This window comes from Aureimonas sp. AU40 (assembly GCF_001463785.1).
In the GTDB taxonomy this organism is placed as follows: Bacteria; Pseudomonadota; Alphaproteobacteria; order Rhizobiales; family Rhizobiaceae; genus Aureimonas.
The window spans coordinates 1-18,982 of the sequence record NZ_BBWL01000059.1 but is presented as its reverse complement, the minus strand read 5'-3'; the positions used below and the strand labels follow the sequence as shown (position 1 = coordinate 18,982).

At 64.6% G+C, this 18,982-nt stretch carries 17 protein-coding genes; 13 read left to right on the top strand and 4 right to left on the bottom strand.

Translation table 11 applies throughout. From position 1 onward, the window contains the following. Positions 1-359: 359 nt before the first annotated feature. Positions 360-1,166, bottom strand: coding sequence for a DUF6118 family protein (locus AUL32_RS23635; protein ID WP_062120857.1), 807 nt, complete (start codon positions 1,164-1,166; stop codon positions 360-362). Continuing rightward, positions 1,156-4,422: a Ti-type conjugative transfer relaxase TraA gene (gene traA / locus AUL32_RS23630; protein WP_062120854.1), complete on the bottom strand. Its 3,267-nt coding sequence runs from the start codon at positions 4,420-4,422 to the stop codon at positions 1,156-1,158. Before traA ends, AUL32_RS23635 begins: the two co-directional genes overlap by 11 nt. Positions 4,423-4,701: 279 nt before the next feature. Between traA and AUL32_RS23625 the strand changes: the two genes are divergently transcribed. The 9 genes from AUL32_RS23625 (at position 4,702) to AUL32_RS23590 (ending at position 12,516) form a co-directional block, all read left to right on the top strand. Then, positions 4,702-4,989 (top strand): hypothetical protein, encoded by a 288-nt coding sequence (locus tag AUL32_RS23625; RefSeq protein ID WP_062120851.1) that lies wholly within the window; start codon positions 4,702-4,704, stop codon positions 4,987-4,989. 40 nt (positions 4,990-5,029) lie between these two features. Then, positions 5,030-5,245 carry a hypothetical protein gene (locus tag AUL32_RS25745; protein ID WP_192847520.1) on the top strand — a complete coding sequence of 72 codons (216 nt, stop codon included), beginning with the start codon at positions 5,030-5,032 and terminating at the stop codon, positions 5,243-5,245. Between the two features lie 73 nt (positions 5,246-5,318). After that, complete coding sequence (locus AUL32_RS25740; protein WP_192847519.1) at positions 5,319-5,744, top strand: helix-turn-helix domain-containing protein; 426 nt, start codon at positions 5,319-5,321, stop codon at positions 5,742-5,744. A 119-nt stretch (positions 5,745-5,863) separates the two neighbouring features. Then, a complete protein-coding gene (locus tag AUL32_RS25460) occupies positions 5,864-6,196 on the top strand; it encodes a hypothetical protein (RefSeq protein WP_156421607.1) in 333 nt (110 codons plus the stop codon). A 922-nt stretch (positions 6,197-7,118) separates the two neighbouring features. Beyond that, positions 7,119-8,948, top strand: coding sequence for a type IV secretory system conjugative DNA transfer family protein (locus AUL32_RS23610; protein ID WP_280137601.1), 1,830 nt, complete (start codon positions 7,119-7,121; stop codon positions 8,946-8,948). After that, positions 8,945-9,511 (top strand): hypothetical protein, encoded by a 567-nt coding sequence (locus tag AUL32_RS23605; RefSeq protein ID WP_062120840.1) that lies wholly within the window; start codon positions 8,945-8,947, stop codon positions 9,509-9,511. The genes AUL32_RS23610 and AUL32_RS23605 overlap by 4 nt, the downstream gene beginning before the upstream one ends. Beyond that, on the top strand, positions 9,508-10,689 hold the full coding sequence (locus AUL32_RS23600) for an AAA family ATPase (protein ID WP_082660090.1): 1,182 nt from the start codon (positions 9,508-9,510) through the stop codon (positions 10,687-10,689). The genes AUL32_RS23605 and AUL32_RS23600 overlap by 4 nt, the downstream gene beginning before the upstream one ends. A gap of 427 nt (positions 10,690-11,116) precedes the next feature. Beyond that, the gene (locus AUL32_RS25455) at positions 11,117-11,959 is read left to right on the top strand and encodes a hypothetical protein (protein WP_156421606.1); all 843 of its coding nucleotides are present in this window, start codon (positions 11,117-11,119) and stop codon (positions 11,957-11,959) included. Between the two features lie 152 nt (positions 11,960-12,111). Then, positions 12,112-12,516 carry a host attachment family protein gene (locus AUL32_RS23590; RefSeq protein ID WP_061979067.1) on the top strand — a complete coding sequence of 135 codons (405 nt, stop codon included), beginning with the start codon at positions 12,112-12,114 and terminating at the stop codon, positions 12,514-12,516. A 295-nt stretch (positions 12,517-12,811) separates the two neighbouring features. On the opposite strand, the gene AUL32_RS23585 is transcribed toward AUL32_RS23590, so the two are convergent. Beyond that, positions 12,812-13,339: a hypothetical protein gene (locus AUL32_RS23585; protein WP_082660092.1), complete on the bottom strand. Its 528-nt coding sequence runs from the start codon at positions 13,337-13,339 to the stop codon at positions 12,812-12,814. A gap of 324 nt (positions 13,340-13,663) precedes the next feature. Between AUL32_RS23585 and efeU the strand changes: the two genes are divergently transcribed. Genes efeU through efeO (AUL32_RS23565) form a run of 4 tightly spaced genes read left to right on the top strand, consistent with a single transcriptional unit; the run spans position 13,664 to position 17,863 of the window. Then, positions 13,664-14,497, top strand: coding sequence for an iron uptake transporter permease EfeU (gene efeU, locus AUL32_RS23580; protein ID WP_062120859.1), 834 nt, complete (start codon positions 13,664-13,666; stop codon positions 14,495-14,497). Positions 14,498-14,517: 20 nt separating this feature from the next. Continuing rightward, the gene (gene efeO / locus AUL32_RS23575; RefSeq protein ID WP_062120828.1) at positions 14,518-15,720 is read left to right on the top strand and encodes an iron uptake system protein EfeO; all 1,203 of its coding nucleotides are present in this window, start codon (positions 14,518-14,520) and stop codon (positions 15,718-15,720) included. Beyond that, positions 15,717-17,033: an iron uptake transporter deferrochelatase/peroxidase subunit gene (efeB, locus tag AUL32_RS23570; protein ID WP_062120825.1), complete on the top strand. Its 1,317-nt coding sequence runs from the start codon at positions 15,717-15,719 to the stop codon at positions 17,031-17,033. The genes efeO (AUL32_RS23575) and efeB overlap by 4 nt, the downstream gene beginning before the upstream one ends. A gap of 14 nt (positions 17,034-17,047) precedes the next feature. Then, positions 17,048-17,863, top strand: coding sequence for an iron uptake system protein EfeO (gene efeO / locus AUL32_RS23565; RefSeq protein WP_062120823.1), 816 nt, complete (start codon positions 17,048-17,050; stop codon positions 17,861-17,863). 116 nt (positions 17,864-17,979) lie between these two features. On the opposite strand, the gene AUL32_RS23560 is transcribed toward efeO (AUL32_RS23565), so the two are convergent. Next, a complete protein-coding gene (locus AUL32_RS23560) occupies positions 17,980-18,564 on the bottom strand; it encodes a YqaA family protein (protein ID WP_062120820.1) in 585 nt (194 codons plus the stop codon). Positions 18,565-18,982 lie beyond the last annotated feature (418 nt).

Here is an 18,982-nt window from a genome sequence, read left to right as displayed (position 1 = left end):
CGATTGGTGGCAATTGCTACCTGATGTCGGAATTCTGCGACTACCATTGAAGGAGGCCACCATGGCTCGTGACATTCCGTTGCCTTCCCCAAGCGCGTCTAGCGAAAGCTCGACTCGTACGAACGCTCGAACTAACGGAAGAAATGGCAAAGCGTCTTGAGGCGCTACCTGGCTTTCGGGTCCACTACGAGCGCTATCGTAACGAGACCCATATGACATTGCTGCCTATCGCGGTCTCACGGGCGCTACGTACAGCATTCGAGAAACACACTGTCCCAGCCGACTTTCCGCGCCCGCTTCGTTGAGCACTCACCCAAGACCGGACCATCGGCTTCCCATCTAAAACATATTTCTTGCACCTACTGGATGTCAGCCGGCGCTCCGACGGCAGCCGGCAGAGCCCGTCCCATGATCACCTCGCAGCGTTGCGGCTTGCCCGTTGTGCGCACGGCACGGGAGCAGCTGCCAAGCAGGGCGGTGTTGTCGTTGTAGAGCGTCTGCATGGTCTGCAGCCGGTCGCTGAGGTCCAGATCATAGGCGTCCATCAGCGCCCACCCCGCCTTCCAGCGATCGGTCTGGCCGGTGGCAAGCGCCGCCAGATGGCTGCCGCCCGGCAGCAGGGTGGCCGCCAGCGGATACAGCGCAAAGCCCATCAGCAGCGCCAGGGCAGCGGCGAGCCCGACCGCCCAGCCCTGCCGCTTGCGCGACCGGGCACTTGCGACGAGGGCACGCAGATCCCGGAGGTCCTCACGCAGGCTGCTGGCGGTGTCCTCCATGCTTTGCGCAGCGGGACGAACGGTCCGCCCAACCCCCTCCGCCACGCTTTTGGCGACCACCATCGGCAGATCGGTTCTGTGCCCGGGCAGCCCCACCAGCGCCTCGACCTTCAAGCTCTGCGCTCGCACCGCCTCGCGCAGCGCGATCAGCTCCTCCCGGCTGTCAGGCGGCAGGGGCAGGGTGTCGAGCCGCTCCAGGAGGCGCTCGATGCGCTGCTCCTGAACAACCGCAGCCGCCTCCTGGCGAGCGGCGATCTGCGTCAGACCCGCATCGAGCTGCTCCTGACCGCGCGCCAGAACGTTCAGGGCGGCCACCCAGCGGTCGGACGCGTCCGAGCCGCCTGGATCCTGCTCCGACCCGTGCCCGCTCTCCCGGCCCTTAAAGTCCATATCCAAGATCGATCTCCCGGCCGCGGTCGATACGATGCTCCAGCGTCTCAACCAGTGTCTCGGCCAGCGGTCTCTCACTCAAGCGTTCACGACTCATGCCGAGCTCGCTCCAGCGCTCCCGCAAGCCCTGTTCGAGGGCCGATCCGGGCGCCACCGTGCGGGCGAGCTCGATCCGCTCGGCCTCCAGAACCTCCCGCGCCTCCGTCCCGTCGCGTCCCCCGCCCAGCCCCCGTGTGATCGCCTCCTCCCGCGCGTCCAGCGCACGCCAGGCCAGGAGGAAGCGATCGCTCTGCGTTTGCGGATCGAGACGGGCCTGCGTCTCGCGATCGAGACCGGCGTGAAGCGCCTGGATCCGGTCGTAGCCACGCAAGTCCTCGAGCGCGGCCTGGGTCGGCCCGTCATAGCGCAGCGCCGACAGGAGCCGCTCCTGCGTGCCTGGCTCGAGCCGATCGAGCGCCGCCCCGGCGTCCCTCAGGGCTCGGGCGTCGCCCGCCAGCGGCTCCAGCCCGCGCTGCAGGGCTGGACGCACCACGTCCTGCGCCCGGGCCCAGCGATCGATCGCCTTGAACAGCTCGACCTGGGGGGCGGCCACCGGCACAGGCGGGGCGGCGTCCGGAGAGGGAGCCGACCGCTCCGCACCCGGGGCCGGCGCCTGTCCGAACCGGGGCGGCTGGAAGCCGGACAGCGGACGTTCCGCCTCAAGCCCACCCTGCCGCGCAAATCGCGGCGGCTCGAACCGGGGTGCAGGAGCGGTCAGCGCCTGCGTGGCCTCTTCACGGGGCGCCCATGCCTGCTCCAGCGCGATCTCCAGGCTGCTGCGAACCCCGAACGCCTCCGCGATCCCGCGCCGCTCCGCAAAGTCCTTGAGAGCCATGCGCTCCGTGGATGCCTGACGCTCGGAGGGAGCCTGGCGCTCCGGCCCGTAGTCCAGCGTCATCTCCTTGGACCCGTCGCGCCCCAGCCGCGCCTGCAACGCGGCAAAGTCCTTGAACTCAGCTTGGCTGGCATAAAGGCCGACCCCGTCGCGATGACGCGTCATCGCCACATAGGTCAGATGCCGGTCCATCGTCGACGAGGCCAAGACATAGGCCCGGTCCACCGTCGCCCCTTGCGTCTTGTGGATCGTCGTGGCGTAGCCATGGTCAAAGGATCGGTAACCTGTCGTGGGTAGAGTGAGCGGCGGACGGCTCTCCCCGTCCAACCCTCTGCCGTCGAGCCGCACTTGTATCGCGTCGGGCTCGACGGCCGTCACCGTTCCCAGCATGCCGTTCTTCACCCCCAGCGCGCGATTGTTCTCCAGCATCACGATCCGGTCGCCCGGCGCAAAGGCGCGCGAGCCGTTCACGGTCTCGTAGCGCTGCTCACGCCCATTGAGGTCCGGACGATCCCCCCGCACGTTGTCGCCCTCGCCGCGCGCCAGAAGGCCCGCAACCTGCAGCCCGTCGCGGATCCCGGCGTTGATCGCTTCCACATCGACACGCCGATGCGCCATCGCCACCTGCGTCGCCTCCGGTCGCTCGCTGCGGTCGCAGAGATACGTCGCCACCAGCGCCGCACGCGCCGCCCGCCCGTCCGGCGCAAACTGAACCGCACCGTGACGCTCAAAGGCGGCCAGCGCCTCCGCCGTGCGGTGCGTGGCGAACTGGCGCGACGCCTCGCACTGCCAACTCTCCCGCTGCCGGCGGATCTCGGCGAGCTCGGCAAACCCGACCCGCTCGATCACCGCGCGGAACGGCGCGCCGGCGCCGATCGCCTGCAGCTGCTCGTGATCGCCCACCAGAACCAGCTTGGCCCCCCGACGCTCCGCTTCCTCGATGAACCCCGCCATCTGACGCGAGCCCACCATGCCCGCCTCGTCGATCACCAACACATCGCTGGGCCCGAGCTCGGATCGCCCCTGGCTCCACGACATCTCCCACGACGCCAGCGTTCTCGACGCGATGCCCGACGACTGCTCCAGGCCCTCCGCCGCCTTGCCCGACAGGGCCGCGCCATGGACGCGGTACCCTTGCGCCTCCCAGGCCTCGCGCGCCGCCTCCAGCATGGTCGACTTGCCCGACCCGGCAAAGCCCACCGCCGCGCTGATCTGCGGCGCACCGGTCACGTGCGCGATCGCCGCCCGCTGCTCCACTGAGAGCCCGGCCGAGGCGTCTCCCGTTCGCGCCCGGATCGCCGCGCTCTGCCGCTCCATTGCTTGCGCCACATGCACGGGATCGACGCCATGCCGGCACGTCTCCACCATGCGCTCGGCACCCGCCGCCAACCCCTGCTCCAGAGCCAGCATCTCCCGCGTGGAATAGCGGGCCAGCTCCGCTCCCCGCTCTCCCTTCCGGGCCGGTTGCAGCTCGCACAGCTCGGGGCTCGCCATTGCCACCGCAAAGGCGTTGCGGAACACCAGTTCGTCGGACGGCAGGTAGCGATGGAGAACGGCGGCCACGTCGTGCCGCGTGAACACGCTTCGCTCTTCCGTGACCAGACGCAGCGCGTCGGTGGGATCGCGCAGGAGGAGATCGCGATTGCGCTCCGCCGCCTCGCGCTCCAGCCGCACGCGCTCGACCTCCTGGCCGCGCCGGTCCATCTGCGAGGCATGAACGCCCATGTGATGGGTCGGCTCGACCGTGAGCCCGCGATCGGCATGCGAGCGGTGATCGATGCGAAGGTCGTGTCCGGCGAGCGCCAGATGCCGGTTCGAGATCTCCGCGAACGTGGCGCGAACATCGCGGATCTGCATCGGCGCGGTGGGCAACCCCGCCTCCAGAAGCCGGGCATTGCGCCATTCCAGCTCGATCTTCTCGCCGAACCCCTCCGCGCTGACCTGCCGTGTGCTCATCAGCATGTGAGCGTGGTGATTGCGAATGTCGCTGTTGCTCTGCGGCTCGTGCAGGGAGAAGTCCACGACCGCACCGTAGCGATCGGCCAAGCCATGGGCGAACTCCTGCACCAGCGCGATGCGCTGCGCCTCGGTCAGCTCGTGCGGAAGCGCGATCTCGAACTCGTCGGCGGTGCGGGCATTCCGTCGCGTCTCGACCTGCTCGGCAGCGTTCCACAAGCGCGAGCGGTCCAGAGCCCATTCGGCCTCCACACCGGCGGGAAGCACGATCTCGCTATACGCCACACCACCTTTGGCACGATAATCATGAACCAGCCCATCGCGCTGGTTCACCAAGCACTCTGCCGAGCGATACGCGGCCGCAGCCACGGCGCTGCGCCCGGCACTCCGGGCAATCGGCTTCATCGAGCAGTGGTAGATAGCCAGACGGAAAGCTCCAATGGATCAGGCGATAGCCGCCCTCTTATTACAAAAAATGGCGCATCGCCATAAGTGCGCACTTGTGAACTCAAATCCTTCGCTTTGCTCCGGCTTTGAGCCACGTGACGGGCGCCCTCGACAAACCAGTCGTGGCCAGGCTTGATCCGCAGCAGGATTCGAGCAAAAGCAGCCATCATGATGACGCTGACGACTCCAACAACGCTGGGAGCGCCCAAGCTCTAAGTGCTAACAGTGTCTGCTTACAGATAAGGATTGAGACCACGAATGGCCCGGAAGACGATCGAGCAACGACTCGCCGAGATCGAGAACCAGCGCAAGACGCTCAAGGCGCGCCTGGGCAAGCAGGAGCGGGCCCAGGACACGCGGCGCAAGGTGCTGCTTGGCGCGCTCGTCCTGCACAAGCTGGAATCCAACGGCAACGAGGAGATGGGCCGCAAGCTGCGCGAATGGCTGCGCCGCGAACTGCCGGGCTTCCTCCAGCGCGACATCGACAAGGCGCTGTTCAGGGATCTGCTGGAAGCACCTGCGTCCGAGCCGTCCGTCGAAAGCTGAACGCGAACCGTCGAAGCGGACCGGCAAGGAGGAAGAGATCGTGGCACCTGTCGAGCCATCCAGCGCAGCGCTCAGCGCGTTCGATCAACGGGCGTTGGGCTTCACGCGGTTGCTCGCCACCCTCAACAACCAGATGGAACCCGATCAGGCCTACAACAAAGCCTGCAAAGCGTTCGACATCGATCCCGATGACGCGGATGAACTCCTGCAGCGAGGCCGGGCGCTCGAACGAGATGGCGTTGCTGCAACGCGCTAGAACGTGGTGGACGCTTCCATTCTCTGGAAATGGATTGGTGTTCCCGTCAACATTCCAGAGTGGAGTTTTTCCAATGCGGCCCAAGCCCTCTGAGCTCGATTGCCCTTCGGCAAACGAAATCGATCGCCATGTGGGTGCGCAGATCAAACGATTGCGCACAGAGAACAAGCTCACGATGGTCGATATCGCACAGGCGATCGGGGTTACCTACCAGCAGATCCAGAAATACGAGGAGGGCACAAACCGGGTCTCAGTCCGCATGCTCTATCGGCTCGCCCTGTTTTTCAAAGTGCCGGTAACCGCCTTCTACGATGGCCTCGAAGCGGAGAAGGACACCCTTCCGTCGGATCAGCCCATCATGGCATCGCAGTCCGGGTACGCAGATATGGTCGATGATGCGCAATCTCTCTTGCGTGTGCCTTTGTCCGTGCGGGGCCCTGTCGTGGCGCTCATCAAGGTCCTGGCAACAAGCCAGCCGCGCTCAACCCAGAAACCCTAATTTCAGATTGGATCCCATCCCTTCAGCGTAACAGGGCGAAGTTGAAACCCACACTCGTTTACCGCGTCAGCGCCGCGTCAGCCGAGACCATTAAGCATTAGGCTCAACGAGGTTTCACCATGACCAACCGCTACCGACCCAACGAAGCCGATTGTCCGGTTCCCCTCACGCTGTTGAGCCTTCTCCTCCGGATCAACGAAGAGCAGGCCGCTCACCACCTCCAACAACTGCCCGAACAGCAACGCGTCGATCTGGCCTTCTTTTGCTTCGCACGGGCTCACATGCGCCCTCTCGCCTTGCGTATCGCCGCTCTTTGCAGTGATGAGGCGCTAACCCGTTCCACAGGCCTCCTCGGCGAAATCCTCCTCGAACAATCGAAGAAAGGTCCCACCAAAAGCCGAACATTGGAAGGTCCCTACAAGCGAACCGTCACGCTAGCACGGTGCGCTTGAGCCGCCATGCCTCATTGGGTAGGTTAGGTTTCGCGTAAGACCGCGTTTGAAGCCTTTAAGATTCCCAACATTATGACAACCCATCGACAGGCTTACGCAACGTCTACAATTCTAATAGTGTGACGACTTCAGATCTCACTGGATACAGTTTTTCAATAATTCAGACCCACGATACACGATATAAGATCTTTAGTACCTAATTCGGAAAGCAATGTCCTCAGATACATTCCGTTTCCCCGGTAAGGTCGCTGAAAATTTTATCGCGACATCCGATACCAATTTGGTGCTTCTTCTGAACTGTCTCTATGGAAGCGAAACGATAGATCGCTCCGATTATAGAAAAGCCCTTGAATCCATCGGAAACAAGGCCCCAACCGCATGGCTCGGATCTGAATAGGGTGACTTAATCAGATGCTTGATCGGTGTGTCTCGGAAGCTGAGCGACAAACCAACCTCGCTCCGGAAGCACCAGCAAGACAAAGGCGGGCTACGTACGACCAAGCGAGATGATCTGTCTGAAACGATACGGTCTCCGTGGCTGCCGTATACCGCTGGATAACGTTGTTTAGTCGGCTTGATATCGAAATTTTAACCCGTATACCGTGTGCCCGTTGAGAGTGCGCTGCATCATCCCTTGCAGTGGCAGGAGATGGGGCTTCCACGGAATGGCCAGAGATAAGGCCCTGCGCCAGCAGTCCGCAGTCTGCAACGCCGGCGATTGGCGGGTTGGTGATAGACGCGGCGCCGTTCTGCTCCTGCGCCTCCAGCGAGTGGCGCCGGGCCTCGTCCGTTGAGCCTTGCCTTTGCCAAGAGCATCCTCCGGCTTCTCGTCGTCCTTTGGCCGTTCTATGCCCTTCTCGCATCCCGCTGGCTGGGTGACGCCGCCTGGTTCTGGTTGGCCTCCAACAGCACGCTCCTTGAAATGTTTTGGCAGGTCGCACCCGGCTTTGGGTCTGCCGTTGGACCCGTGCTGGTCCTCCTCGGAGCTTTGATCCTCTGCCAGATTGCGATTGTCGGGACGTTGGCCGTGACGATGGCGTCTCTGGTTTTGGGCGCGTCCGTTCTCTGGTCACTGGCGTGCGAACTCCTGCGACTTTGGCCATATATCGGCGTGTCGCGGCTTCCTGACATTGCCTTCGCCTTTGACCGTGGACCCGTTCTAGCAGTGCTGCTGGCCACCTTTGCGATGCACGCCGCTCATCGGTTCGTCAGGGGGCGGCCTGTCCTGCCCGGTGCCTCGATCAAGCGCTCGAGCACCAGCGTTCATGGGCAAGCCGACTGGCTCGATCCGGCCCGAACACGCGACCTTCTCGGGCGCGGCGAAATCGTTCTTGGCGAAGCCTATCGCGTTGACCGATCGAAGGTCGCCAAGACCCGCTTCGATCCCTCCGACAAAACCACCTGGGGCGAAGGAGGGCAGCATCCGCTGCTGCGAACCGACGGGCTTCTCGATAGCGGTCATGTTCTCGCCTGCATCGGCTCGGGCGGCGGCAAGACCGCCAGCCTCGTGATCCCGACCGCCGCCGGTTGGCCGAGCGGCCTCGTCGTTCTCGACATCAAGGGCGAGGTTCACGATCGCGTGGCAGCGCTGCGGTCGGGCAATGGCCGACGTGTTGTCGCTCTCCGGCCTGGCGATCCCGCAAGCGCCAGCTTCAACGCCCTCGCCTGGATCGATCGCACCAGCGACCGCGCGCTTATCGACATCCGCCGTGTGGTAGCCTGGCTGATGGGTGAGACCCCGTCCGAGAAGGCCTCCACCAATCAGTACTTCCGGGACACCTCGGCCGCTCTGATCGCGGCCATCGTTGCCGACATCGTCTTCGATCCGGATCTCGACGACGAGAAGCGCACGCTCACGAGCGTTCGCCAGTTCCTTACTCTGCCACGCCCGGTGCTCTTGAAGCACCTCGACAACATCCATGCCAAAGGCCCGGACTATGGCTTCGGCTTTCCCGCCCAGATCGCCGGCAATCTCAAAGGCATCACCGAGAAGCAGTTCGATGGCTTCTATGGCCAGGCCGGGACTGCGACCGCCTGGCTCTCGATCCCGAGCCTTGCCGCCCTCGTCAGCGCCGGCACGCCCACGACCTTCCGCACCAGCGAACTGCGAACCGGCAATCTCGACGTCTTCCTTTGCATCGATCTCGGCACCCTCAACGACTTCCCCGAACTCGCCCGCCTCGTGATCGGCTCGCTCCTGAACGAGCTCTATCTCGCCAAGGGCCAGCTAGCCGGGCGCACCCTGTTCCTGATCGATGAGGCGGCCCGCCTTGGGTACATGCGCATGCTGGAGGAGGCTCGCGATGCCGGTCGCGGCTTCAAGATCAATCTCATGCTGATGTTCCAGACCCTCGGCCAGATGGACGTCTATGGCCGCTCCGGCGTTCGCCAATGGATGGATGTCGCCGCGATCAAGGTCTTCTCCTCGATCGGCGATCCCGACAGTGCCGAGACGATCTCCCGGCAATGCGGCGAGTTCACCGCTCTGGCCTCCGGCACGAGCACGGGTACCGGAACCTCCCATCGCAAGGATGAACTCTTCGGCAGCTCGAGCCGCAACAGCGGATCGTCCACCAGCGAGGTTGCCCGTCGCCTGATCCGCCCGGAAGAGGTTCTGACGCTGCGCGGCGACGAGCAGCTGATCCTCGTCAAGGGCCAGCCCCCGATCCGCTGCGGCAAAGCCTTCTGGTTCCGTCGTCCTGAGCTGAAGGCTGCGCTGGCATCGAGTTCATTTGAAGGTGGCAGGGCATGAGGCAAGCCATGATCCCGAAGAGGGTCCAGTGGTCCCGTCGGCGCAAACCCGTGCTGGTGGCGGTCGCGGTCACAGCAGCGCTGGGATTGGGCGCAGCGATCGTGACCGTGACAGGGCACGGGGGAGCGAGCGACCGTCTCACGGCTGCACAGACCACGCAGCGTGCCAGCGCCTTTACCGGCACCCTGGCTCTGCCTCTCGTGGCTCTCTCCGATCGCGACGCTGCGATCGGAACCATGGCGCTGCCGCCAGAAGCCGAGGCGAGCCTGAAAGCCGACCTCGAAGCGGGCCGAACCGGTCTGGCCTGGCTTTCGCTCTGGGATGACCAGGCCGAGGACGGCGACAGTGTCCGGATCTCGGCAAGTGGCTTTGCACTCGATCTCGAACTCTACAACGCCCCGCATCGCATCGGCATTCCGGTTGCGGGGCAAAGCCCCGGTCTGGCGATCACTGGCCTTCACGATGGTGGAGGCGGCATCACCCTCGGGATCCAGACCACGGATGGCGTCGTCCTGACGCCGGTCCTTCAACCAGGGCAGGTCCTGCCCATCGGTCTTCGATGACGGGACGCTTCGGGCTTCGACAACTGGCGACAGTTGCTGGAGCCATTCTCCTCACTGTCTGGCTGTTTCCGGCACTGGAGCTCGCCCTGCTCGCTGCCACCATCACCCTCGCCGTCGCCGCCCTCCTCGGCCTTGCCCACGAACACGGCCTGACCTCTCCTCTCAGATCGAAAGCACCCATGGCCGCCGACCTCCTCGACCAGTTCACCAACCGGCAGGCGCTGGAGAACCTCGTCAGCGCCGCACAGGTCTCCGAACTCATCGATGCCGCCGCGCTCACCGATACCTTGAAGAGCAAGGTTGTCGGCCAGGATGGGGTGATTGCGGATGTCGCCCTGACCATCCGTCGGCGCCTTGCCATGGAACGCCGCGAGAAGCCGGTCGGTGTGTTCTGCTTTGCCGGTCCCCCCGGCGTCGGCAAGACCGAGCTCGGCAAGCAGCTCGCCGCCGCCCTTGGACGAGGCTACCTGTTCTTCGACATGTCGACTTGTTCGCAGCCCGAAGGCGCCTCCACGCTCTTCGGCTCACCCAAGGGCTACATGGGCTCGGACAGCTATGGTCAGCTAACCTCGGGCCTGCGCGACAAGCCCGCCAGCCTCGTTCTGCTCGACGAGTTCGAGAAGGCAAGCCCCGATGTGATGCGCCGGTTTCTCACCGCCTGGAACGACGGCTTCGTTACCGAAACCTCCGATGGGCGCAAGATCGCAACCAACCGCGCTATGTTCGTCCTAACCACGAACGCCGCGGCAGACAGGATCAGCGATCTCGCCCGTGAGATCACCGATCGCGACGGCTTGGCCAGTGCCTCCAAGGCCGCTCTGCGGGAGGGCGGGTTCCCGCCCGAGGTTCTGTCGCGCATAGATCAGGTCTTCTCGTTCCGCCCACTGGAGGGGCTCGACGTCGCCCGCGTCGCCGTCGTCCAGATCCTCGCCATCGTCGAATCCTATGGCCTGTCCGTCGGCAATAACGGCATCGACGCCGAACTTCTGTTCGAGACGATGCAGCGCGCCGGGGTGCTGCAGGCTGCAGGCGGTGTTCGCGAGATCGTCCGCGCCATCGAGGACCAGATCGCCGATGTCCTGATCGAGGCGAAGGCCGCAGGCGCCTCCAGCGTTCGGTTGATCGCAACTCGTAGCGAGCGCGGCGAGCTCACCGCCGATGTCGAGCGCCTTTCCTGATGGGTGCGGTGCGGCTCTGGCACGAGGCGCCACTCTGGCGACAGGCCGTGCTGGGCACAGCGCTGGGAACAGCCTTGGTGGCGATCACGCCGGCAGCGTGCTCCTCGCAAGGATCGACGTCACCGGCGTCAGGCCCCACTCCGCCTTCAGCCGGTGGCAGCTACACGTCCCCCGGATCGCCGCCAGCCGCGTCGACCGCTGCCGCCCCATCTAATGCGGTGGTTCCACCCGGACCCACTGCTGGCATGACCCTCATTCCCTCGCCATCGGCCCCGGTACCATTCACCCCACCAACCATCGCGCCGAACAGCACGATCGGACCGGCAACGATCACGCCGTTGCAGACGACGCCGACGCCCGGGTTCGGAACGATCCGCGCCGCTCCTCCTCGCCCCCAATCCGATACGATCCCGCCACGGACAACACCATGACCCGATCCCTTCTTCTGCCTCTCGCCCTGATCGCAGCTCTCAACGGCTCCGTTTCGACTGTAGCAGCACAGACCCCGCAAGCCGCACCTGCCTCGCCGGCAACTTCAGCTCCTTCGCCCGACGCACGGATCGATGGTGTCGAGACCCGAATGAACACCATTGATGCCAAGCTCGATCAGCTGCTGAATGTCCTCGACGCACAAAAAGCGAAAACGCCGACCCCACTGGCAGCCGCTACCCCACCGGTCTCGAGTTCAAATTCGACTTCGCCAGACGCTGGCTCCCCTCCACTTGCCAACGGTGCCGCGATCGTTCCTGCAACGGCCACAGCGACCACTGGCACGCAGCTCCAACCCGGTTGGGTGGTTCGGACGTTCCCGCTGTTGTCGCACCGTTTTCTGGATAAAACGGGCGACGTCCTCAGTGCTTTCGTGCTCCCCGAAAGCACCTTCCACCTGAACGACCACGTCCCTCATTCTCTGTTCGCGAAGTCGACGAAGGTCGCCTACGAGCTCACCGGGTTCCTCGATGTGAAAGAGGCTGGCGACCATTCGCTCGGCCTCATCATCGACGAAGCCGGTTCTTCATCCTGCGCAGCTCGCGCCTCGATCGAGAACCAGGTCGTGTTCGAGATCAACGAGATGAAGGGCGCGGACAAAGCCTTCGATCCCCTCATCGGCGTCGCCAAGCTCGACCGCGGCCTCTACCAAGTCCAGGTCTGGATCGGTTGCGAAAATCGCGGGACAACGGCACCTCGGGCGCGGATCATTTCACGATCGCCTTCCATGTCGGCACCCGACGTTCTGCCCCCTGGCGCAATCGGCCACCGAGAACTCTAAGTCTTGAACTCCAGCCCGACATGGCGGTTCTCTCGGGAGCCCCACAAGGGCGAGGGGCCTTTCTGAACTGCGTAGGAGCTATCAGGCCGCCTCGGCGTTAGGTCCGTTCAAAGGCTGCGATATTCCTCGCGGCTTCAGAACGGAGAATTATGATGCAGCTTCCCAACGGTGCGACGGTTGCAGTTGTCGATGGCCAGAAACTCAGCCTCTTTCGCAACAGCGGCGACGAAGCCAACCCGAGCCTCACCGCACTGCCTGCAGAAGCCGTCAACACCGACAACAAGAGCGGAGGCAAAGGCCACGCCAGCAGTTCGGCCAATCCGGATGACAACACGCAGGACGAAGACGGCTTCGTAACCGGCGTGATCGATATCCTGAACAACCAGGCCATCTCCGGCAAGCTGTCGAAGCTCGTGGTGATTGCCGCCCCGAGGGCGCTCGGCGAGATGCGCAAACACTATCACGTCAAGCTGAAAGAGGCCCTTGTCGGCGAGATCTCGAAGGATCTCACGGGCCAGACCAGTGGCGACATCGAGAAGGCCATCGCAGCGGCCTGATGTCCTCGAACTGAGGTCGTTCATTTGGAGGCGTCGCTCGTTTGAGCGGCGCCTCTCCCGTTCCAAAATTTTGACGTGAACAGGCGAGTTGGAGAGGCTTCACTCTCAGCCATACGTCGTCGGTCACGCAGACCATGTGCCCCCAGAAGCGCCAAGCGGAGGAGAGCAGATGTTCCATTCCCGTTGGCACGGCACCTCGCTCTCCATCCGCTCATCCGTGTTCTGATTTTCCAGTCCTAAGGCGCTGAAATCTCGGGGGTGTCCAACACCTGTCCAACACCTGTCCGACGCCCGTTCATCCGACAAGACGCTTCCACCATGGCCGGCGCATCTGCTGCAGCTCGGCCCGCAGGCGCGCCAAATCTTCGCCCGTTCGACGGTCGTTGTCCGCCTGTTGGACGGCCCCGGTCGCGAGGTCTGCGACCCGACGTAGAAGCTCGTCTACCCTGCCCCGTTCGGCGTCGGCCCGGTCACGCTCCCGATCCGCCCGAGCGCGCTCGTCGTCAGCTCTGGCGCGCTCGGCATGGAACGCGGTCTCCCCACGCTGGACGGCCTCTCGGAGGCTCTCGATATGCGCTTTCAGAGCCGCGATCGTACGCTCGTCGTACGGCTGTTCATCGGCCGTTTCGTCGGTCTCGTCGTCCTTGGGTTTGCGCGCCGTGGTGCTGGCGGCAACGTCCTGCCAATCGACCCAGACCCGCACCTTGCCATCGTTTCCGGACTGTTTGCGCAGACGAAGGCGCATGGCCTTCTGTCGAGCCGCTTCAGACGATACGCCAAGACGCTCGCCTAACTCACTGTAGGTCAACCAGTCTTCAGCCATGTCATACACCCGTTGAACGCCTGTTGATCACGTGTTGAACATGATCGACACCAAGCCTTGTCTGGGCGTGGACGGCTGTTCGACGGCCGTTCAACAGAGGGGAGCGAGACCATCGAGATCGGGCATGAAAGGGGACGTCATAGGCTCGCCGGGAGCATTTGAACGTATCGCCAGATGAAGCCCAAAACCCGCCCGAGAGAGGCCACTGGCGCGCGGTTCTTAGAACCGTTTTAGAACATAGCAATTGCTGACAATTTCGTGAAGGATTAAGAGGGCGAGACGGGAAAGGTCCCGTTTTTGTCCCTCTTCGCTTCGTGTCCGGCCATGCTCGTCCCGTTCCTCATCATGCTTCGCGAAGGGCTAGAAGCCGCCCTGATCGTGGGGATCGTCGCGGGTTATCTCTCGCGTACCGGGCGCGGTGTCTGGATGCCGGCGGTCTGGATCGGCATCTTCCTGGCCGTAGCCCTGGCTCTCTTCGTCGGCGCCGGCCTGCAGCTGGCGAGCGCCGAATTCCCGCAGCGCACGCAAGAGCTGTTCGAAGCGCTGGTCGGCTTCGTGGCCGTGGGGATCCTCACCTCCATGGTCCTGTGGATGCGCCGCGCCGCCAGCTCGCTGAAGACCGAGCTGCAAAGCTCGATCGACACAGCGCTCTCGGCTTCGCGCACGCGCGGCCTAGCGCTGGTCGGCCTCGTCTTCTTCGCGGTGGCACGTGAGGGACTGGAGTCAGTCTTCTTCCTCCTGGCAATTTTCCAACAGAGCCCCGGCGCCTCGGGGCCGCTGGGCGCGCTGCTCGGCCTCGTGGTCTCGGCTCTCATCGGCTACGGCATCTATGCCGGAGGCGTGCGGCTGGATCTCCGGCGCTTCTTCCGTTGGACAGGCGTGTTCATTCTCTTCGTCGCAGCGGGCATCCTGTCGGGCGCGCTGCGCCATCTGCACGAGGCCGGGGTATGGAACGGGCTTCAGACGGTCGTCTTCGACCTCAGCCCTGTCCTGCCCGTGGACGGACTGCCGGGTAGCATCCTGTCCGGCCTGTTCGGCTATCTCGCAGACCCGACGGTCGGGGAGCTCTTGGTCTATGTCGCCTACCTCGCGGTGACGCTCACCGCCTTCCTGCGACCCTCTACGCCGGGTCGGCGCCCCGCCGCCGCGCTGAGTTGAGCCGAACCCAAGGATCGATCATGTCAGGGTCCACCCCTCCATCCGGCGGCTCGAACCGGCTCCTTCTGTGGGGGGCAGCCGGGTCCGGCCTCCTGATGCTCGCCGGGCTCGGCGCCTTCGCCTATGCCTCGCAGCTCGCAGCCACGCGCGCGGCTGGCCAGAGCGACGGGGCTGTCACCGTCACGCTGCGGGACAATCGCTGCCAACCGAACGCACTGACCGTCCCCGCCGGACGCACGCTTTTTCGGGTCGTGAACGAGACCGACCGTGCCGTGGAATGGGAGATCCTCGACGGTGTCATGGTGCTGGAGGAGCGCGAGAACATCGCGCCCGGCCTGTCTCAGACCTTGGCCGCACGGCTGCGGCCCGGCGAATACGCCGTCACCTGCGGCCTCCTGTCCAATCCTCGCGGCATCTTGACCGTAACCCCTTCCGCTGACTCCGGAGGCGCGAACGAGCGCCCGGCGCTGACCGCCTTCATCGGCCCGCTGGCGGAGTATCAGGTCTTCGTGGCGCTTCAGTCTCGCGCCCTGGCGCGCGACGTGGCAGCGCTCGACGAGGCGATCCGCGCCGGGGATCTCGCGGCTGCGCGCGCGCTCTATACCGAGGCGCGGGCGCCCTATGCCCGGCTCGCGCCCGTCGCCGGGCGCATCGGCGACCTTGCCAACGCAATCGATCCGCTCGCCACCTATCTGGAGAAGCGCGAGGAGGACCCCGCCTTCACCGGCTTCCACCGCATCGAATACGGGCTGTTCGCGCGCGGCACGCTCGATGGGCTGGCTCCGATCTCAGCGCGGCTCGTCGCCGATGTCGAGACGCTTCAGGCCCGTCTGCGCGCTCTGCGACTGCGACCCGAGACGATGGGCGAAGGTGCGGTGCGAAGCCTCGGCGCTCTCGCCGACACGCTCTCCGCCGGCGGGGCCGAGCTTTACGCCCATAGCGACCTGGCCGACGCAGAGGCGACCCTTGCCGGCGTCGCTAAGATCGTGACGCTCGTCAAGCCCGTGGCGACCGACGCCGCGCCCGGGCAATTTGGCGCGGTGGAATCCGCGCTCGCAAGCGTGAACGGACAACTCGCGGCGCTTCGCGAGGGCGACCGCTATCCCGACGTGCGCACCATGCCGGAGCCCCAGCGCGCGGCGCTGGTCGATGGTGTGAAAGCGCTCGGCCAGGTGATGGACCAGCTCAACGCAGCGGTCGGGTTCGGGCAGGACGGCGCATGACGGGCGACACCAGAACCTCGGACTCCGGCTTCGTCACCAATCGGCGTCGGCTCCTTGTCGGCTTTGCCGGTGGTGCGACGGCCGCTGCGGTGGCGCTTCGCCCCTCCGGCGCCTCGGCAGGCCCGGGGCCGGACGAGCAGGTGTCCGAAGTGCCTCGCAGCGATCGGGCGCGGGAGGTTCAACCGTTCGAAGGGCGCCATCAGAGCGGCATCGTCACGCCCAGACCCGCCGCCGGCATGATCGCCTCCTTCGACACGCTGGCCGAGAGCTCGGAGGATGTCGAGCGGCTGCTGCGCACCCTGACCGAGCGCTTTCGCTCCCTGATGGCAGGCGGCCCGGTGCCCGAACTCGACCCGAAGCTGCCGCCAGCCGATTCCGGCATTCTCGGCCCCGTCCCGGCTGCCGACAACCTGACTATGACGCTGTCGCTCGGCCATTCCTTCTTCGACCAGCGTCCGTGGTTGGCGCCCCTGACGCCGCGACGCCTGCAGCGCATGACGCAGTTCCGCAACGACGCCCTGAACGCCTCGCTCTGCCACGGCGACCTTTCGCTTCAGATCTGTGCCAACACGCCGGACGCCACGATCCATGCGCTGCGAGACATCATCAAATCGCTGCCCGACCTTCTGGTGATCCGCTGGAAGCAGGAAGGCACCGTGCCGATCCTGCCGCCGAGCCGCGACGGGACGCATGAGAGCGCGCGCAATTTCCTCGGCTTTCGGGATGGGTCGGCCAATCCAGACTCGCGCGACACGGCCATGATGGAGAGCGTCGTCTGGGTCGGGGACGCGGGAAACGAACCGGACTGGGCTAGAGACGGCACCTATCAGGCGGTCCGCATCATCCGTAATTTCGTGGAACGATGGGACCGCACGCCGCTGGGCGAGCAGGAGGCCATCCTTGGCCGGCGCAAGGCCAGCGGCGCGCCGCTGGACGGCGGCACGACGGAGAGCCACGTGCCGGATTACGGCCGAGATCCGGAGGGCGCCCTCACCCGGCTCGACGCCCATATCCGCCTTGCCAATCCGCGCACGCCGGAAGCGCGCGCCAGCCTGATGCTGCGCCGCCCCTTCAACTATTCGAACGGCGTCACCAAGAACGGCCAGCTCGACCAGGGCCTGCTCTTCATCGCCTATCAGGCCGATCTCGAACGAAGTTTCATCGCGGTCCAGAGGCGGCTCGATGGCGAGCCGCTCGAGGAATACATCAAGCCGGTCGGCGGCGGCTATTTCTTCACCCTGCCCGGCGTCCGGGACGGCGAGGACTTTCTCGGCCGCTCGCTTCTCGAAGCGGCAGCCAGTCGCAAATCTTAACGGAGACCTGACTCATGAAGACCTCTCTCCTGCGTGGCGCGGCGCTGGCCGTCCTTCTGGCAGGCCCCGCCCAAGCCGAAGTCTCGCCGCTCGACATTGTGCAACCGGTGGCCGAGTACAAGATCTACGTCTCCGAGAAGCTTGCGCAGCTCGCCAAGGACACGAAGGCCTTCACCAATGCCGTGAAGGCAGGCGAGTTGGAGAAGGCCAAGACGCTCTTCGCGCCGACGCGGATGAGCTACGAGGCGGTGGAGCCGATCGCCGAGCTATTCAGCGATCTCGACGGTTCGATCGACTCGCGCGCCGACGACCATGAGAAACACGAGCAGGATCCAGGCTTCACGGGCTTCCACCGCCTGGAATACGGTCTGTTCTCGCAGAACTCCACCGAAGGGCTGGCGCCCGTTGCTGACAAGCTACTGGCGGACGTGACCGAGTTGGAGAAGCGGATCTCCGATCTGGCCCTGCCGCCGGAAAAGGTCGTGGGTGGAGCCGCCGCCCTCATGGAAGAGGTCGCCGCGACCAAGATCTCCGGCGAGGAAGACCGCTACAGCGGCACCGACCTTTGGGACTTTAGGGGCAATTTCGACGGCTCCAAGAAGATCTACGAACTCGTCCGCCCGCTCATCGAGAAGGGCGACACGGCCTTTGTCGGCAAGGTCGACAAGAGCTTCGCCACCGTTGACACGACGCTCGACAAATATCGGACCAGCACGGGCTATGAGAAATACGAGAAGCTGACGGACGAGGATCGCAAGGTCCTGTCTGCCAATGTCAACTTGCTGGCCGAAAATCTCTCGACGCTGCGCGGCAAGCTCGGCCTGAACTGAGACAGCATCGCCCGGCCGCTCTGCCCCAGGGGCTTGGATCAGGCCCTTGTCGCCGTGCTCGCTCCTACGAACAGGCCCTGCATCGGGCCTGTTCGTAGGATGTGTGGCGAAGAAGGCTAAACGAACAGGCGGACCGCTACGAACCCTCCGACCAGGGCTGCCAGCGCCAGGCTGAACACGACCGCTAGGCGCTTTTCGATGAAGTCCCGGATGGGTGGGCCGAACCAGTAGAGAAGACCGACGACGACGTAGAAGCGGACGGCTCTCGCAACGATGGCCGACAAGAGAAACACGACTGGGTTCAGCGCGGTGGCACCGCTGGCGATGGTGACGACCTTGAAGGGGAACGGGGTCAGGCCGCCGGCGATCAGGACGATCCAAACGCCCCATTCGTTGTAGGTGACGGCGAAATCAGAAAACTCGTCGGCGTAGCCATAGAAGGCGAGGATTGGCCTTGCGATTTCCTCGAATAGGACGGCGCCGATGAAGTAGCCGAGAAGCGCTCCCAGAACCGATGTGACCGTGCAGATGAGGGCCAGAAGCCATGCCTGGCTTCGCTTGGCGATCACCATCGGGATCAGCAGAGCGTCGGGCGGGATCGGAAAGAACGAACTCTCTGCAAAGGAGACTGCTCCGAGAGCATAGGCAGCGCGAGGCCGCGCAGCCAGGCGCATGGTCCAGTCGTAGAGTCTTCTCAGCATTCACGTCCCCTGGGATCGCTGCGACACGATCCCGGAGAGACCTTGCGAAACGGAAGCGGTCGTAAGTCCGCCTTTGTAAGGCCACGCCTAGCGAACGCCTCCGATGTGGGTCAAGCGCTGGGGTGATCAAAACTCAGCTGGGTTCTGGCAGTTGCGAGATTGAGGCGCCTCAGGCTCCCATTCAGGCAGCCGGCGCCATTGGGACCGATCAAGGGTCCGCCTGATCCGTTGAAACTGCTGATATCGGCGCTTGGTGTGAGGCGACCGGTCCAAACGAAAACGCCCTTGCCGGGGGAGGACCGGCAAGGGCGTCAGCTTAGGGCCAAGGGTGGGAGGAACCTCTTGGCCGGGTCGCCGCAGGCCGGGGGAGGACCGGCCGGGACGAAAGCGTGAAACTGTTAGCGCACCGACTGGCGGG

Excerpts from the sequence above, each read along its gene's own strand:
- AUL32_RS23635 (WP_062120857.1), bottom strand. The coding sequence starts at position 1,166 with ATGGACTTTAAGGGCCGGGAGAGCGGGCACGGGTCGGAGCAGGATCCA.
- AUL32_RS23625 (WP_062120851.1), top strand. The coding sequence starts at position 4,702 with ATGGCCCGGAAGACGATCGAGCAACGACTCGCCGAGATCGAGAACCAG.
- AUL32_RS25740 (WP_192847519.1), top strand. The coding sequence starts at position 5,319 with ATGCGGCCCAAGCCCTCTGAGCTCGATTGCCCTTCGGCAAACGAAATC.
- AUL32_RS25460 (WP_156421607.1), top strand. The coding sequence starts at position 5,864 with ATGACCAACCGCTACCGACCCAACGAAGCCGATTGTCCGGTTCCCCTC.
- AUL32_RS23610 (WP_280137601.1), top strand. The coding sequence starts at position 7,119 with ATGTTTTGGCAGGTCGCACCCGGCTTTGGGTCTGCCGTTGGACCCGTG.
- AUL32_RS23605 (WP_062120840.1), top strand. The coding sequence starts at position 8,945 with ATGAGGCAAGCCATGATCCCGAAGAGGGTCCAGTGGTCCCGTCGGCGC.
- AUL32_RS23600 (WP_082660090.1), top strand. The coding sequence starts at position 9,508 with ATGACGGGACGCTTCGGGCTTCGACAACTGGCGACAGTTGCTGGAGCC.
- AUL32_RS25455 (WP_156421606.1), top strand. The coding sequence starts at position 11,117 with ATGACCCGATCCCTTCTTCTGCCTCTCGCCCTGATCGCAGCTCTCAAC.
- AUL32_RS23590 (WP_061979067.1), top strand. The coding sequence starts at position 12,112 with ATGCAGCTTCCCAACGGTGCGACGGTTGCAGTTGTCGATGGCCAGAAA.
- AUL32_RS23585 (WP_082660092.1), bottom strand. The coding sequence starts at position 13,339 with ATGGCTGAAGACTGGTTGACCTACAGTGAGTTAGGCGAGCGTCTTGGC.
- efeU (WP_062120859.1), top strand. The coding sequence starts at position 13,664 with ATGCTCGTCCCGTTCCTCATCATGCTTCGCGAAGGGCTAGAAGCCGCC.
- efeO (WP_062120828.1), top strand. The coding sequence starts at position 14,518 with ATGTCAGGGTCCACCCCTCCATCCGGCGGCTCGAACCGGCTCCTTCTG.
- efeB (WP_062120825.1), top strand. The coding sequence starts at position 15,717 with ATGACGGGCGACACCAGAACCTCGGACTCCGGCTTCGTCACCAATCGG.
- efeO (WP_062120823.1), top strand. The coding sequence starts at position 17,048 with ATGAAGACCTCTCTCCTGCGTGGCGCGGCGCTGGCCGTCCTTCTGGCA.
- AUL32_RS23560 (WP_062120820.1), bottom strand. The coding sequence starts at position 18,564 with ATGCTGAGAAGACTCTACGACTGGACCATGCGCCTGGCTGCGCGGCCT.